The sequence below is a fragment of the Roseateles chitinivorans genome (genome assembly GCF_050632145.1).
Lineage (GTDB): Bacteria > Pseudomonadota > Gammaproteobacteria > Burkholderiales > Burkholderiaceae_C > Roseateles > Roseateles chitinivorans_B.
On record NZ_CP192577.1, the window covers coordinates 3,048,692 to 3,064,907 of the forward strand.

14 protein-coding genes and 2 pseudogenes are annotated in these 16,216 nt (G+C 65.5%); 14 read left to right on the forward strand and 2 right to left on the reverse strand.

Features of this window, described 5'->3' with window-relative positions:
• Nucleotides 1-262 precede the first annotated feature (262 nt).
• Both ACQ86G_RS14070 and ACQ86G_RS14075 read right to left on the reverse strand, forming a co-directional pair.
• A complete protein-coding gene (locus ACQ86G_RS14070; RefSeq protein ID WP_431261118.1) occupies nt 263-1,108 on the reverse strand; it encodes a flagellin in 846 nt (281 codons plus the stop codon).
• Between the two features lie 501 nt (nt 1,109-1,609).
• Nucleotides 1,610-2,449, reverse strand: a complete 840-nt coding sequence (locus ACQ86G_RS14075) for a flagellin (protein ID WP_421033184.1) — start codon at nt 2,447-2,449, stop codon at nt 1,610-1,612.
• 495 nt (nt 2,450-2,944) lie between these two features.
• Between ACQ86G_RS14075 and ACQ86G_RS14080 the strand changes: the two genes are divergently transcribed.
• From ACQ86G_RS14080 to flhF, 14 genes and pseudogenes are all read left to right on the forward strand, one after another.
• Entirely contained in the window at nt 2,945-3,595 is a 651-nt protein-coding gene (locus ACQ86G_RS14080; RefSeq protein ID WP_431261119.1) for a tetratricopeptide repeat protein, read from the forward strand.
• A gap of 249 nt (nt 3,596-3,844) precedes the next feature.
• Nucleotides 3,845-4,171 carry a flagellar transcriptional regulator FlhD gene (gene flhD / locus ACQ86G_RS14085; protein WP_067276165.1) on the forward strand — a complete coding sequence of 109 codons (327 nt, stop codon included), beginning with the start codon at nt 3,845-3,847 and terminating at the stop codon, nt 4,169-4,171.
• 76 nt (nt 4,172-4,247) lie between these two features.
• Nucleotides 4,248-4,783 (forward strand): annotated as a pseudogene (gene flhC, locus ACQ86G_RS14090) (flagellar transcriptional regulator FlhC).
• A gap of 29 nt (nt 4,784-4,812) precedes the next feature.
• Nucleotides 4,813-5,853, forward strand: coding sequence for a glycosyltransferase (locus tag ACQ86G_RS14095; protein WP_431261120.1), 1,041 nt, complete (start codon nt 4,813-4,815; stop codon nt 5,851-5,853).
• A 189-nt stretch (nt 5,854-6,042) separates the two neighbouring features.
• Entirely contained in the window at nt 6,043-6,366 is a 324-nt protein-coding gene (gene flhD, locus ACQ86G_RS14100; RefSeq protein WP_088403402.1) for a flagellar transcriptional regulator FlhD, read from the forward strand.
• A 66-nt stretch (nt 6,367-6,432) separates the two neighbouring features.
• Nucleotides 6,433-6,968 (forward strand): annotated as a pseudogene (flhC, locus tag ACQ86G_RS14105) (flagellar transcriptional regulator FlhC).
• A gap of 10 nt (nt 6,969-6,978) precedes the next feature.
• Nucleotides 6,979-7,737: a class I SAM-dependent methyltransferase gene (locus ACQ86G_RS14110; protein ID WP_431261121.1), complete on the forward strand. Its 759-nt coding sequence runs from the start codon at nt 6,979-6,981 to the stop codon at nt 7,735-7,737.
• A gap of 12 nt (nt 7,738-7,749) precedes the next feature.
• Entirely contained in the window at nt 7,750-8,607 is an 858-nt protein-coding gene (gene motA, locus ACQ86G_RS14115; protein WP_088403404.1) for a flagellar motor stator protein MotA, read from the forward strand.
• A 15-nt stretch (nt 8,608-8,622) separates the two neighbouring features.
• Nucleotides 8,623-9,570 carry a flagellar motor protein MotB gene (motB, locus tag ACQ86G_RS14120; protein WP_431261122.1) on the forward strand — a complete coding sequence of 316 codons (948 nt, stop codon included), beginning with the start codon at nt 8,623-8,625 and terminating at the stop codon, nt 9,568-9,570.
• 45 nt (nt 9,571-9,615) lie between these two features.
• Entirely contained in the window at nt 9,616-10,008 is a 393-nt protein-coding gene (gene cheY, locus ACQ86G_RS14125; protein WP_067276146.1) for a chemotaxis response regulator CheY, read from the forward strand.
• A gap of 16 nt (nt 10,009-10,024) precedes the next feature.
• Nucleotides 10,025-10,663 (forward strand): protein phosphatase CheZ, encoded by a 639-nt coding sequence (locus ACQ86G_RS14130; RefSeq protein ID WP_431261123.1) that lies wholly within the window; start codon nt 10,025-10,027, stop codon nt 10,661-10,663.
• A 166-nt stretch (nt 10,664-10,829) separates the two neighbouring features.
• Nucleotides 10,830-12,026, forward strand: a complete 1,197-nt coding sequence (locus ACQ86G_RS14135; RefSeq protein WP_431261124.1) for an EscU/YscU/HrcU family type III secretion system export apparatus switch protein — start codon at nt 10,830-10,832, stop codon at nt 12,024-12,026.
• Nucleotides 12,027-12,185: 159 nt separating this feature from the next.
• Entirely contained in the window at nt 12,186-14,288 is a 2,103-nt protein-coding gene (gene flhA, locus ACQ86G_RS14140) for a flagellar biosynthesis protein FlhA (protein WP_431261125.1), read from the forward strand.
• Complete coding sequence (gene flhF, locus ACQ86G_RS14145; RefSeq protein WP_431261126.1) at nt 14,285-15,991, forward strand: flagellar biosynthesis protein FlhF; 1,707 nt, start codon at nt 14,285-14,287, stop codon at nt 15,989-15,991. Before flhA ends, flhF begins: the two co-directional genes overlap by 4 nt.
• Nucleotides 15,992-16,216 lie beyond the last annotated feature (225 nt).

The window sequence follows — 16,216 nt, forward strand, 5'->3', positions numbered from 1 at the left end:
GCACCTGCGGATCCTCGCTGCGCCATCGCAGTCATTGTTGGGATCTGCCGGTTGGACCGGTGGTCGAGCGGTACTGCCTGCTCGATGGTTCCCATTGTGCGAAACGTGCTTCAACGCCGATTGGCCGATTAGCGGGCGGAAAACCGGCCATTAACAACCAACAAAAGAAGGCCCCGCATCGTTCCCGGAGGGGCGATGCGGGGCCTTGGAGGCCCGGCCGCGAAGGCCGGTGCTTGAGGAGTCGACCGGTGGAGGGAGGGGATCAGCCGCCGCGCAGCAGCGACAGCACCTGCTGCGGGAGCTGGTTGGCCTGCGCCACCATCGTGTTGCCGGCCTGCTGCAGGATCTGCGCGCGGCTCAGGTTGGCGGTTTCCGCGGCGAAGTCGGCATCCATGATGCGGCTGCGGGCGGCGGTCTGGTTTTCCACCGAGACCGACAGGTTGGAGATGATCGCGTCGAAGCGGTTCTGCGAGGCGCCCAGGATGGCGCGCTGGCCGCTGACCGTGGTGATGGCCGCGTCGATGTTGTCGATGACGGTCTTGAGCGAGTCGGGCGTCGAGGCGTTGTCGATCACGCCACCGGTCACGTTGGTGATCGACGTGTCGTTGGTCATGTTGTTGGTGATCACGTCGACCGAGTCGTTCGCGCTGGTGTTGGCGCCGATCTGGAAGGTCTGCGTGCCGGCATCGTCGCCCAGGATGGACTTGCCGTTGAAGGTCGTGCCGCCGATGACGCGGCCGATTTCCTGACCCAGCTGCGCGTATTCCTTGCCGATCGAATCCAGGTCGGACGTGGTGTTGGTCGCGTTGCGGGCCTGCACCGCCAGTTCACGCATGCGCTGCAGGGAATCGCCCACCTTGGACAGCGCGCCTTCGGCGGTCTGCGCCAGGGAGATGCCGTCGTTGGCGTTGCGCATCGCGACGTTCATGCCGCGGACCTGGGCGTTCATGCGCTCGGCGATCGCCAAGCCGGCCGCGTCATCCTTGGCGGAGTTGACGCGCAGGCCCGAAGACAGGCGCTGCATCGACACCGACAGCGACGACTGCGAAGACGACAGGTTGCGCTGGGCGTTGAGCGATTGCAGGTTGGTGTTGATGATCTGAGCCATGATTCATTCCTTCAAGTTTCAAAGACCTCTGGCGGTCTCGGCGGACGGTTGATTAATCGTCCGACTGAGCCGGACCACGTGGCCCTTGCTGTTGAATTGCGGACCCGTTGATGCAGTTATCGGGACGCTTGGGAATGGACTTGAGGCCTTCTTGAAAAGAAAGCGTGCAACGCCCCGTGGCGGGCGTGAAGAAGTGGCGGGGAGCCACTGCGGACGGGCGCTTGCGGCCCGACGGTGTCGGAAGCCTGCGGTGCCGGCTTCTGGGCCGGCGCGGAGGCCGTCTGGTACGAAGCCTTCGGGCGGCCTGGCGCGGGCTCTCCACGGGGCATGGGGCCTCGCGTCCGCGAACCCCAAGCCCCATGCCGGCCCCACCCTCGCTCGTTGACTTCTCTTTCACCACCACCACCGCCGGTCGATGGGGAAAGAGAAGGGGACCGAGTCCCCTTCGAGGGCCTGGCACCCGCGGACGTCTGGACGTCGGCGGGTGGCCTCTTCCTTCTATCAGCGCAGCAGGGCCAGCACTTGCTGGGGAGCCTGGTTGGCCTGGGCGATCATCGCGTTGCCGGCCTGTTGCAGGATCTGCGCGCGGCTCAGGTTGGCGGTTTCCGAAGCGAAGTCGGCGTCCATGATCCGGCTGCGGGCAGCGGTCTGGTTCTCAACCGAGATCTGCAGGTTCGACACGATCGCGTCGAAGCGGTTCTGCGAGGCACCCAGCTTGGAACGCTCGGTCGATACCGAGGTGATCGCCTTGTCGATGTTGTCGATGATCGTCTTCAGGTCGTCGGTCGACGAGCCGTTGGTGATCGCGCCGCCGGTGACGTCCGTGATCGCGGCCTGGCCGGTCATGTCGGTCGTGACGACGTCCACCGAGTCGTTCGTGGTCGTGTTGGCGCCGATCTGGAAGGTCTGCGTGCCTGCGTCGCCGGCCAGGATGGCGCGGCCGTTGAAGGTCGTGCCGCCCAGGACGCGGGTGATTTCCGAGCCCAGCTGGCTGTATTCCTGACCGATCGAGTCCAGGTCGGACGTCGTGTTGGTCGCGTTGCGGGCCTGCACCGCCAGTTCACGCATACGCTGCAGCGAGTCGCCCACCTTGGACAGCGCGCCTTCAGCCGTCTGCGACAGCGAGATGCCGTCGTTGGCATTGCGCTGGGCGACGTTCATGCCGCGGACTTGCGAGTTCATGCGGTCGGCGATCGCCAGGCCGGCGGCATCGTCCTTGGCGGAGTTCACACGCAGGCCCGACGACAGGCGCTGCATCGAGATCGCCAGCGACGATTGGCTGGTCGAGGTGTTGCGCTGAGCGTTTTGCGACAGCAGGTTGGTGTTGATGATCTGGGCCATGATTGCTCCTAACAGCTATACGTAAATACCGGCAAAAGCGCCGAACCACACATGAGCGCCTGAGTCCTCCGATCCTCCGACCCGCCGTGAGGCGAACCGGCCGAGGATCTCGGATGCTCCTGCTGAACCGCCCGGGCCATTTCCCGGTTCGGTCCCAGTCCGACGCTAGTCAACCGTTGCCGTCCCACCCCTCATCGGAAGCCAAGAACGTCAGGCCTTCTAACCGGACCACGTGCCGCCTGCCTGCTTCGACCTGCTAGCAAGACTGCTTGTCTTTGCTGGCCTGTCGCTGCGTTCAGCAGCCCCGTTGAGTTGGTTATCGGGACCCTCGACATAGAACTTGAGGGCAATTTGTCAAGACTTGTGATCTGTCGATAAGCAGGTCTTGCAACGCGTTGTTTGTCGTTTGACGTCGACCCGGACCTGTGCCCGGGTGTCGGTCTGGCGACGGACATGGGGGTATCTACGGCCTGAATGGCTCGGGATTGAGGGGGAATGCCGGTGCTTTTCGTGTGCTCGATCACGGGGGGCACCCTACAGTGCCTCCTGGCGATGCCGACAAGCGGAATCGCCGCATTCGCCACCTTCGCCGGGATCGGTCTCGGCTTCGAGACCGGACTCGATCGACGAGTCCCAACGACCATGGAGAGATCTATGCCACTGCAAGCGCAAACCGAGGCACGGTCCGCCGTGTCGATGATCGACGCGTCGATCGATGAACAATTTCACGGAACGGTCCGGCCGGGATCCAGCGAGGCTCGCCTCCTGCTGGCCCAGGCGCGCAACGCCGCCTATGCGCAAGCCGCGCAAGGTCGCATCGGAGACGGTGTCGAGCTGCTCTACAACGCGCTGGAAATGGCGCCGATGAGCGTCGACCTGCTGTCCGATGTCGGCGCGCTGATGCTGGCCGCGGGCCAGCTCAGCGATGCGGCGCTGTATGCGCATCGCGCGGTCGAGCTGTCGCCGCAACACGCGCCTTCCCTCTACACCCTCGGCTTCGCGCTGTCGGGCCTGGGAGAAGTGAAGGCGGCGATCGAGGTGTTGACCACCCTCAATCAAGGCCAGGCGCTCGAGATGCTGCGTCGCGATTCGCCGGAATTGATGGCGATCGTCGACTCCGAATTGCTACGCCTGCAAGCCGCCTGATCGTTCGACGATCCGTCGACCCGGAGACCGCCTGACAGGCTGTCTCCCTGAAAAACCGCCGCCGAGCCCGCAGCCACGGGCCTCGTCCGGCGGTTTTCTCATGGGGGCCTGTCAACGTGTAGGAATCAGGCTGACAAGGGGGTCGTCCCGCTCCCTAGCCTGTATCTGGCGTCCACCTGATGTTGCGTGAACGAGTGTTTCTTCAGAATTCATTCCATCGCAGCAACGCAACCCACCAGGAGCCACCAGATGAACAGCGACCAGATCCTTGCCGAGATCCGCGAAGCCAACCTGTCGTACCTGATGCTGGCCCAAAGCCTGATCCGTACCGACCGCGAACAAGCGCTGTACCGTCTGGGCATCTCGGAGGAGACCGCGACGCTGCTGAACACGCTGAGCCCGGCGCAGATGATGAAGATGGCCTCCGGCAACACGCTGCTGTGCCGCTTCCGCATGGACGACGACCTGGTGTGGGGCCTGCTGACCTCGCACGGCAAGCCGGCCGCCAACGACAGCGTGTCGCGTCTGCATGCCTCCATCCTGATGGCCGGCCGCCACCAGGAAGCTGCGGCCTGATCCAGTAGATTCAGGCAACTGCCCCCGGGCAGAGAAATTGCCGCCCGAGAACATCCGAAAGACACCGGGGCACCCCATGCGCACCAAGTCCATCCTGACCGAAGCCAAGCAGATCGATCGCGCCGTGACGTTGATCAAGCTGGGCGCGCGCCTGCAAGTGCTGGAATCGGAAACCGACCTGAGCTACGAGCGTCTGCTGCGCCTGTACAAGGAAGTCTCGGGCAAGAGCCCCAGCAAGGGCCAACTGCCGTTCTCGACGGACTGGTTCATGACCTGGCAGCCCAACATCCACGCCAGCCTGTTCCTCAACATCCACGAGTACCTGAACAAGGTGGCCGAGATGGACGAGATCGACGTCGTCATCAAGGCCTACCAGCTGTATCAGGAACAGACCGCCGCGCAGAACCTGGAGCAGTTGCTGTCCGTGACCCGCGCGTGGCGCCTGGTGAAGTTCGTGGACAACGGCATGCTGACGATGACCAGGTGCAGCAAGTGCGGCGGCCACTTCGTGACCCACCCGCACGAGGTCGCCAAGCATTACGTCTGCGGGCTGTGCAACCCCCGGCGCGCGCCGGCAAGGGCAAGGCGGCCGGCGGCATCCAGATGCACTGAGCGCATCGCTCCCGGATCACGCTTTTCGAATGCCCACCCGCTGGCGCAGCTGTCTGGTCGTCATCGCCCGCAATGAGGCGGCGACGATCACCCGGTTGTTGACCAGCGTTCGTCCGTTCGTGGACGACATGCTGGTGGTGGACACCGGTTCCAACGACGACACGGTCCGGCTGGCAGAAGCCGCAGGCGCCCGGATTGTCCAATTTCCCTGGATCGATGATTTCGCCGCCGCGCGCAATGCCGCGCTCGAGGCCGCTACCGCCGACTGGCATATCGTGCTCGATGCCGATGAATGGCTGATCGGGGAGAGCGGTGGGGCGGCGCTCGCAGCGTTGCGAGCCACGCCTCCTGACTTCGTGGGCACCATCGCGCTCCAGGACCACTTCGACGGCGGCACCGCGCAATCGCGTCTTAGCCGCGTGCTGCCTGGACACGTCCGCTATGCCGGTCGCATTCACGAACAGCCTGTCCACGACCTGCCCATCCGGGCGCTTGATGTCCGGGTCGGGCACGACGGCTACTTGCCGGAGCGGCTCCACGTGAAGCAGGGGCGCAACGAGCAGTTGCTGCGCGTTGCCATCGATGAAGATCCTGCCAATCCGTATCTTTGGTACCAGCTCGGCAAGGATTTTTCGGTCTATGACCGCTTCGCCGATGCCGAAGCGGCGTTCGCGAATGCCTGCGAGCGCTTGACCTCCTTGGCCCTACCGCCCGCATGGTGGAACGACTTGGTCGCAAGGCGACTCTTCGGGTTGAAGTCGCTCAAGCGCCATGCCGAAGGCATGGTCTTCGCCGAAACGCAATTGCAAGGATGTGCGGAGTCCCCGGACTTCTTCTTTGCGCTTGGCGATCTCCTGCTGGATTGGGCGGCGGATGAGCCGCAGGAAGCGGAAGCCTTGATTCCGATGATCGAGGATGCCTGGCGTCGTTGTCTTGAGATCGGCGAGCGACCGGAGCAGCCGGGCGCGGTGGAGGGGCGAGGGAGTCATCTGGCCGCCCACAACCTGGCGCTGGTGCTCGACGCCACCGGGCGTCACGAGGAGGCGAGGGCCCTGCGCCAGGCGGGGTGATCCCTCAAAAAGCAGCGTCGGGATGGCGCTGATCTGGCATCTTGTAGGAATTAGGCTGACAAGCGCGTCGGCGCGCTCCCTAACCTGGAGATGGAAGCGACCTGATGTTGCTGACGTGTCGGGATCTCTACAGTTCGTCTCACGCTGAAACGAAACGACATCAGCACCCCACACCCCAGGAGCCGAACGATGAACGCCGACCAAATCCTCGCCGAGATCCGCGAAGCCAACCTGTCGTACCTGATGCTGGCGCAGAGCCTGATCCGTGCCGATCGCGAGCAGGCGCTGTATCGTCTGGGCATCTCGGAAGAAACCGCGACGCTGCTGACCACGCTGAGCGCCGCCCAGATGCTGAAGATGGCCTCCGGCAACACGCTGCTGTGCCGCTTCCGCATGGACGACGACCTGGTGTGGGGCCTGCTGACCTCGCACGGCAAGCCGGCCGCCAACGAAAGCGTGTCCCGGCTGCATGCCTCCATCCTGATGGCCGGCCGCCATCAGGAAGCCGCCTGAGTTGTATCGACGCCCCTCGCGTCAACTGAAGCTGAATCCAAGCTGAACTGAGCCGGAGACACCGACATGCGCACCAAGTCCATCCTGACCGAAGCCAAGCAGATCGATCGCGCCGTGACGTTGATCCACCTGGGCGCGCGCCTGCAGGTGCTGGAGTCGGAAACGGACCTGAGCTACGAGCGTCTGCTGCGCCTGTACAAGGAAGTCTCGGGCAAGAGCCCCAGCAAGGGCCAGCTGCCGTTCTCGACGGACTGGTTCATGACCTGGCAGCCCAACATCCACGCCAGCCTGTTCCTCAACATCCACGAGTACCTGAACAAGGTCGCCGAGATGGACGAGATCGACGTCGTCATCAAGGCCTACCAGCTGTATCAGGAACAGACCGCCGCGCAGAACCTGGAGCAGTTGCTGTCCGTGACCCGCGCGTGGCGCCTGGTGAAGTTCGTGGACAACGGCATGCTGACGATGACCAGGTGCAGCAAGTGCGGCGGCCACTTCGTGACCCACCCGCACGAGGTCGCCAAGCATTACGTCTGCGGCCTGTGCAACCCCCGGCGCGCGCCGGCAAGGGCAAGGCGGCCGGCGGCATCCAGATGCATTGAGGGCGCCGTCATGGCCGCCCGACTTCCCCGCGCCGCTTCGGGAGACGCGCCCTCCGCGCTGCGCTGGCCGACGCTGGCACTGCTGAGCTGGGGCGCCTGTTTCATCGTCTGGCGCCTCTTCGGCCCCGACTGGCCGGCGGCGATCGTCGCTTCGGGCCTCGGGCTGATCCTCGCGGGCCTCCATCGCCAGACCTGGCGCCGGATGATCGTCGCGGCGGGTTTCCCCATGGCCTTGCTGTTCACCGGCACCGACCTGCCGGCCTGGATCTGGCTGATCCCGCTGGCCGTGCTGGTGCTGGCCTATCCCCGCCGCGGCTGGAGCGATGCGCCGCTTTTCCCGACACCCCACGATGCGCTGCGCGCACTTCCCGAGCGTGTGAAGCTGCACGACGGCGCCCGCGTACTCGACGCCGGCTGCGGTCTAGGCGACGGATTGGTGGCCCTTCGCCGCGCTTATCCGGCCGTGCGCTTCGCGGGCATTGAATACAGTGGCTTCCTGTGGCTGCTGGCCCGCCTGCGCTGCCCCTGGGCCGACATCGCCCGGGGCGACCTGTGGGCCCAGTCGTGGCGCGACACGGACCTGGTCTACCTGTTCCAGCGACCCGAGTCGATGCCGCGCGCGCTGGACAAGGCGCGCAGCGAGATGCGACCGGGCAGCTGGCTGGTCAGTCTGGACTTTCCGCTGCCGGGACAACCCGTCTTCGCGCAACTGGACACCGGCACCCGGCATCAGCTGTATGTCTACCGGGTGCGCGAACTCAAGGCCTGAGGAACCCATTTCATGTTTGTCATCATCGGTTGGCTGCTGGCCCTGGCCTGCATCTTCGGCGTGTTCATCGCGCACGGAGGCAACATCAGCGTGGTGCTGCACGCGCTGCCGTTCGAGATGACCACCATCTTCGGCGCGGCGATCGGCGGCATGCTCGCCACGAACCCGCCCAAGGTCATGAAGGCCACCATGAAGGGCCTGGGTGACTGCTTCAAGGGCAGCAAGTACACGAAGGCGCGCTACATGGAGCTGCTGGCGCTGCTGTACGACATCCTGCAGAAGGCGCGCAAGGAAGGCCTGATGTCCATCGAAAAGGACGTCGAGGATCCGCACAGCTCGCCGCTGTTCCAGAAATACCCGACGGTGGGCAACGACCACCACGTCACCGAGTTCATCACCGACTATCTTCGGATGATGGTCTCCGGCAACCTGAACGCGCACGAGATCGAGTCCCTGATGGACGCCGAGATCGATACCCACCACCACGAGGCCTTCCTCGCCGTGATCGCGCTGCAGCGCCTGGCGGGCGGCCTGCCGGCCTTCGGCATCGTGGCCGCGGTGCTGGGCGTGGTGAACACCATGGGCTCGGTCGGTCAGCCGCCGGCGGTGCTGGGCGGGATGATCGGGTCGGCGCTGGTGGGGACGTTCCTCGGGATCCTGCTGGCCTACGCGTTCGCAGAGCCGCTGGCAGGCGCGCTGGAAGCCAAGGTCGACGAGGCCGGCAAGGAACTCCAGTGCATCAAGACCACGCTGCTGGCCTCGATGCAGGGCTACGCGCCGCAGGTGGCGATCGAATTCGGCCGCAAGGTGCTGTACTCGACCGAACGCCCGACCTTCGCCGAGCTCGAAGGCCACGTGAAGAAGAAGTGAACGGAGTGAATCACCATGGCCGGTGACGCCAAGAAGCTCCAGCCCATCATCATCAAGCGCGTCAAGAAGGGCGGCCATGCCGCCCACGGCGGCGCGTGGAAGATCGCGTACGCCGACTTCGTGACGGCGATGATGGCCTTCTTCCTGCTGATGTGGCTGCTCGGCTCGACGACCGAGGGCGACAAGAAGGGCATCGCGGACTATTTCGCCTCGCCGCTGAAGGTGGCGATGTTCGGCGGATCGGGTTCGGGCGACGCCTCGCACATCATCAAGGGCGGCGGTCAGGACCTGACGCGCCAGACCGGCCAGGTCAAGGCCGGTGACGTCCAATCTCCCCGGAAAACCATCAACCTGAAGGCCCTCAAGGAAGAGCAGCGCCGGGCGGAACGCGTCCGTCTGCAGCAGTTGAAGGACAAGGTCGAGAAAATCATCGCCGAGAACCCAAAAATTGCGGCATTAGGTGGACAAATCCGACTCGACATGACACGCGAGGGCTTGCGGATTCAAATCGTGGACGAGAATAATCGTCCGATGTTTGACAGCGGCAGCGCGGTGGTGAAACCGTATATGCGCGAGTTGCTGCAGGAACTCGGCAACGTGTTGTCCGAGGTGCCCAACCGGCTCACGCTGGAAGGACATACGGATTCACAGCCGTTTTCTGCGGGCGAGCGCGGATACAGCAACTGGGAACTGTCGGCGGACCGGGCCAATGCCTCGCGGCGCGAGCTGGTGGCGGGCGGTTTGCCGGATGCCCGGGTCCTTCGCGTGCAGGGGTTGGCGTCGAGCAAGTTGCTCGACACGAAAGACCCCAAGGCCCAAGTCAATCGCCGCATCAGCATCATCGTGATGAATCGCGATGCCGAGGATGCGGTGCTGAAGAACCTGCCCGATGAGGACGAGGACGCTTCAGACCCCGCGGCGAGCGAGCCGCAGGCCTCAAGTTCCGCGCCCGCGAGCCGATAACGTTCCGAATCGAACCAAGCCTTCCAGTCCCCTCAGAGGAACGCCATGAGCACTGACATGAAATTCTTGATCGTCGACGACTTCTCGACCATGCGCCGGATCGTGCGCGGTCTGCTGAAGGAGATCGGCTACAACAACGCCGAGGAGGCGGAAGACGGCGTCGAAGCCCTGAGCATGCTGAAACAGGCGAAATACGATTTCGTCGTGAGCGACATCAACATGCCGAACATGAACGGCTTCGAGCTGCTCAAGGCGATCAAGGAAGACGCCACGCTGAAGCACCTGCCGGTGCTGATGGTGACGGCGGAAGCCCGCAAGGAAGACATCGTCCTGGCCGCTCAGAGCGGTGCGGCGGGCTACATCGTGAAGCCATTCACGAAGGCCACGCTGGAGGAAAAGGTCCTGAAGATCATGCAGAAGCTGGCCGCTGCGGCCTGACGCTGGGAGTCCCACCATGCAGATGGAAGAGCTGGCCAAACTGACCTCGCAAGCCAACGAGCCGTTGACGGTCTCGCCCGAGGTGTTCCAACAGATCGGCACGATCACGCGCGTGCTGCACGACACGATGCAGCAGCTGGGCGTCATGCCCAAGCTGCAGGTCGCGACGGACGGACTGCCCGACGCGCGCAGCCGCCTGACCTACATCGCCAACAAGACCGCCGACGCCGCCAACAAGGTGCTGAACTCGGTCGACCAGGCCAAGGCCGAACACGCCAAGATCACCGAGGCCGCCAACGCGATGGCCCAGGCGATCACCGCGGACCCCGTCCGCGCGGTGGCCTCGGGCGCGGTGCTGAACTTCGTCAAGGAGGTCGAATCCTCCACCACGAAGATCGACACCCACCTGACCGACATCATGCTGTCGCAGGACTTCCATGACCTGACCGGCCAGGTGGTCGCCAAGGTCGTGACCCTGGCCAACGACCTGGAAGATTCGCTGGTCAAGCTGCTGGTCTCGGTGGTCCCGCCGGAACAGCGCGAGAAGGTGGATCCGAGCATCCTGCAAGGTCCGGTCGTGAATCCGGAAGGCCGCGCCGACGTGGTGGCCAACCAGTCCGAAGTGGACGATCTGCTGGCCTCGCTGGGCTTCTGATCTTCCGAAGCCGGCCTCGCCGCAACGAAACCCGCGCCCAGGCGCGGGTTTCTGCTTTCCGGGCCTGTGTCCTGAAGTCCGGCTGATTTCCGGCCCTTATCCGGCTAAAGCGAAACCCTCTCCGGCCGAACAATGGCGGGGCCACGGCATAGGGCCGTGACCACCCATGGCCGATCAAGACGCACAAGACCGCAACTTACCCGCCTCGCAGAAAAAGATCGAAAGATCGCGCAAGGAGGGTCAACTGCCGCGCTCCCGGGACCTGCCGCATTTCGCGGTGATGGCCACGGGTGGCGCCTTGTTCGCGAGCTCGACGCCGTACGCCGTAGAGACGCTGCAGCGCATGCTGGAAGGCGCGCTGCGTTTCGATGCCGAACAGCTGCGCACCGCCGGCATGATGACCGAACGCCTGTCGACGCTGACCTGGCAGGGTTTCATGCTGGGCCTGCCGGCGCTGATCATCCTGACGCTGGCCGCGATCGTGGCGCACATCGCCTCGGGCGGCTGGAACTTCACGATGAAGCCGCTGGCGCCGAAGTTCTCCAATCTGAATCCGATCACCGGCATCGGCAAGCTGTTCCAGATGCAGAACCTGACCACGGCGCTGAAGGCCGTGCTGCTGTCGCTGGTGCTGGGCGTCGTCGGCGCGATGGCGATGAAGGACCGCATCGCCGGCTTCATCGGGATCATGTCGGTGCCGCTGCCATCGGCGCTGGCCTTCGCGGGCAAGCAGCTGATGGGCGGGCTGATGATGCTGGGCCTGTGCCTGGCGCTGTTCGCCGTGATCGACGTGCCGCTGCAGCGCTTCCAGTACCTCAAGCGGCTGAAGATGTCCCGCGAGGAAGCCAAGAACGAACTCAAGGAAGCCGAAGGCAACCTCGAGATGAAGCACAAGATGCGCGCCAAGGCCCGGGAGCTGGTGAAGCGCCGGATGCTGCAGGCGGTGCCGAAGGCGGACCTGGTCGTGATGAACCCGACCCACTATGCGGTCGCGATCGCCTACGACGAGACCAAGTTCGGCGCGCCGCGCGTGGTGGCCAAGGGCCTGGACCTGCTGGCGTTCAAGATCCGCGACATCGCCAAGGAAAACAAGGTGCCGGTGCTGCAGGCGCCGGCGCTGGCCCGTGCCCTGTACGCCCACGCCGAGCTGGACCGCGAGATCCCCGGCGCGCTCTTCGGCGCCGTGGCGCAGGTGCTGGCGTACGTGTACCAGCTGAAGGCCGCGCTGAAGGGGCAGGGCGCCTCGCCGCAGGCCGTGCCGAACCCGCCGGTGCCCGACGAGCTCGACCCGCACAAGAAGCCGGGCTGGACGCCGCCGGAAGAAGAGCTGGACGACCAGTTCCCCGAGGGCAACCCCGCCTGACGGTCCGACCTCGCCCGAAGGGGCGAGGCCCGATTTCGGGGGAGATTCCCCCTTTATCCGGCTAAAGGAAACGAGGCTCCCGCCGAACAATGGCGGGGCTCGACGGCAGTGTCGGGCACGTGATCTCCCCCGGCACCCAACAGGTTGAAGGCAGCACCGATGAACGAGCTGATGGCCCGTTTGCAGAACCTCCTCGGACCCCGCGCCGCCATCGTGCAGGCGCTCGGGGCGCCGATCGCCATCATGATCATCCTGTCGATGATGGTGCTGCCGCTGCCGGCCTTCGCGCTCGACCTGTTCTTCACCTTCAACATCGCCATGTCCATCATGGTGATGCTGGTGGCCTCGCAGATGATCCGGCCGCTGGACTTCGCGGCCTTCCCGACCGTCCTGCTGATCACGACGCTGCTGCGCCTGTCGCTGAACGTCGCCTCCACCCGCGTGGTGCTGCTGGAAGGCCACACCGGCGCCGGCGCCGCGGGCAAGGTCATCGAATCCTTCGGCCACTTCCTGATCGGCGGCAACTTCGCCGTCGGCCTGATCGTGTTCGCGATCCTGGTGGTCATCAACTTCATCGTGGTCACCAAGGGTGCCGAGCGGATCGCCGAAGTCGGCGCGCGCTTCACCCTGGACGCCATGCCCGGCAAGCAGATGGCGATCGACGCCGACCTGTCCGCCGGCCTGATCGACGAGAAGGAAGCCAAGCGCCGCCGCGCCGAACTGGGCGACGAGGCGGACTTCTTCGGCTCCATGGACGGTGCCTCGAAGTTCGTCCGCGGCGACGCGATCGCCGGCATCCTGATCCTCTTCATCAACATCGTCGGCGGCTTCGTCATCGGCGTGGCCCAGCACGGGCTGTCCGCCGGCCAGGCCGCCGACAGCTACATCCTGCTGGCCGTCGGCGACGCGCTGGTGGCGCAGATCCCGGCGCTGCTGATCTCCGTTTCCTCCGCCCTGGTCGTGTCGCGCGTCGGCAAGGACAAGGACGTCGGCCAGATGATCGGCTCGCAGGTGTTCGGCTCGATCAAGGCCGTCGCCATCACCGCGGGCGTGGTGTTCATCCTGGGCCTGATACCGGGCATGCCGCACCTGGTGTTCATGATCATCGCCGGCGCCCTGGGCTACCTGGCGTACTGGCTGCGCACCAAGGAGCAGGCCACCAAGGCCGCCGAGGCCCGCAGCAAGACCGCCGCCCCCGTGCCTGGCGCGCCGAACCCGGATGCCGAAGCCTCCTGGGACGACGTGGTCGCCGTGGACACGCTGGGCCTGGAAGTCGGCTACCGCCTGATCACGCTGGTCGACAAGACCCGCGAAGGCGACCTGCTGAGCCGCATCAAGGGCGTACGCCGCAAGTTTGCGCAGGACATCGGTTTCCTGCCCCCGTCGGTGCACATCCGGGACAACCTGGAACTGCGCCCCAGCCAGTACCGCGTGACGCTGCGCGGCGCGGTGATCGGCGAGGCGGAGGCCTACCCGGGCATGTGGCTCGCCATCAACCCCGGTCACGCCACGCAGAAGCTGATCGGGACGCCCACCACGGACCCGGCCTTCGGACTCCCGGCGGTCTGGGTCGAGGAACGGCAACGGGATATGGCGCAAATGGCGGGCTTTACGGTCGTTGATTGCGCGACCGTGGTGGCCACTCATCTTTCACACTTGCTGCAAGTTCACGCGGCCCGGTTGTTGGGCCGGGTGGAAACCCAGCAGCTGGTGGATCACCTCACCAAGCAAGCGCCCCAACTCATCGAAGACGTGATTCCCAAGATGGTCAATGTCGCCGCCCTGCAACGAGTCCTCCAGTTCCTGCTGGAAGAGGGCGTGCACATCCGCGACATGCGTTCCATCGTGGAAAGCCTGGCCGAAAACGCCACGCAGACGACCGATCCCGCCGAGCTGGCCCGTCGCATCCGCATCCACATCGCTCCGGCGATCGTGCAGCAGATCTACGGACCGGCCAAGGAGCTCGACGTCATCGCCCTCGATCCCGAGTTGGAACGTCTGGTCTCGCAGGCCCTGCACTCGCCTCACGGCGCGGCGCTGGATCCCGGTGTGGCCGACACGCTTGCAAGAAGTGCCGCGCAGACCGCGCAATCCCAAGAGGATCGCGGTTTGCCCGCCTGCCTGCTGGTGCCCGACTTGATTCGCGCTCCCCTGGCCCGTCTGCTCAAGCGCGCTGCGCCGCGGCTGAAGGTGCTGGGACACAGCGAGATTCCTGAAACGCACACGATCCGCATCGGCTCCATCATCGGAGGCACGGCATGAACGTCAAACGCTTTACCGCCCGCAATTCCCGCGAAGCCATGGCCCTGGTCCGCCAGGCCTTCGGCGACGAAGCGGTCGTGCTCTCGAACAAGCCTTGCCCCGAAGGGGTGGAGGTGCTGGCGATGGCGCCGGAAGGCATGTCGCAGATCGAGCGCGTCGCCGCGTCGACGCCGCGTGCCGCCGCTGCAGCGCCCCGCGCCGCCGCGCCGCGCCAGCCGGCTGCCCAGCCGCAACGCCAGCCGCAACGGGAAGAAGTGCAACCGCGTCAGGCGCTCAAGCAGCGTCTGGCCGCGTCGCCGGCCCCGCAGCGCGCCGAACCCGCCTTCGGCGGCTCGGTGGGCGAGGACGTCAACGCGATGGCGATGAGCACGCTGTCCTTCCAGGACTATGTCCGGGAACGCATGCTCAAGCGCCGCTCGGCCGAGATGAACGGCCTGCCCGATCCGATGATGGACGAGCCGGCCCCCGCCTTCTCGCAATCGCAGATGAATGAATCGGTCGCCTCGATGGCCGCGCAGCGCGACCAGCGCGCGCGTTCGGCGATGCAGACCCTGGGCGCCCGTCGCGTCGACGAGCGTGCCTACGAACCCGCGCCGGCTCCCGCGCCGCGCGTCGTGCCGCCGGTGCTGCGCGACGAGATCCGCGTGCAGCAGCAGGCCATGCAGGACCTGGGCGGCATCGGCCACGGCTTCGGCGGCATGGGCAACCATCCGCTGAACGACATGCCGGCGTCCTCGCGTCGCGAGCAGGAGATGATGACCGAGCTCCGCGCGATGAAGGGCATGATCGAAGAACGCTTCGGCGCGCTGGCCTTCATGGAGAAGCTCCAGCGCCAGCCGGCGCAGGCGCGCCTGACGCAGAAGCTGCTGGATTCCGGTTTCTCGCCGGCCCTGGTGCGCAAGCTGGTCGAAGGCCTGCCGGCGCAGACGACCGAGGAAGCCGATTCCCAGGCATGGGCCGCCAACGTGCTGTCGCGCAACGTGCAGACCGCCGAGCAGCAACCGCCGCTGGAAGATCAAGGCGGCGTGTTCGCGATGATCGGCTCGACCGGCGTCGGCAAGACGACGACGACGGCCAAGATCGCCGCGGCCTTCGCGACCAAGTACGGCGCGAGCCAGCTCGGCCTGATCACGCTGGACGCCTACCGGATCGGTGCTCACGAGCAGCTGCGCGCCTACGGCCGCATCCTCGGCGTGCCGGTGCACACGGCGCATGACCGCGCGTCGCTGGAAGACCTGCTGGACCTGCTGTCGTCCAAGAAGATGGTGCTGATCGACACGGCCGGCACGGCCCAGCGCGACAGCCGCACCGCCGAGCTGCTGGACATGCTGGCGCACAAAAGCATCAAGCGCATCCTGGTCGTCAACGCCGCCCAGCAGGGCGAGACGATCGAGGACGTGGTCGGCGCCTGGCGCGGCGCGGAAGCGCAAGGCGTCATCCTGTCCAAGCTGGACGAGGCGGTGAAGCTGGCCCCGGCGCTGGACACCGTGATCCGCCACAAGCTGCGTGTCCTCGGCGTCACCAACGGCCAGCGCGTGCCGGAAGACTGGCATCGCCTGTCGTCGCAGGCGCTGGTGCAGCGCGCGCTGCGCAGCCACGGCCAGTCGGCCTGGCGCGTGGATGCCTCGGACGTCAACCTGATCTTCACCGCCGGCACGATGGCGGGAGGCGCGGGCGCCTCATCGCCGATGGGCATGAATTGATCAAGCGCTGACCGCTCGATCGGAGGGGGTTTCCCGGGGACGGGAGTTGCCAAAGCCGGTCACAAGTTCTAGAAAGGGGGAAGGGCTCGGGCTCTTCCCCCTTTTCCATTGGGACGGGGGACGACCCGAAGTCGTTGTGTGAGAGGTCCACGAGGTGAGGGTGACGGGAGAGAAAAGCGGGGTGTTTCCCCCTTTCAATTCCCGGTCAGAGGGTGGCCCCGGGAG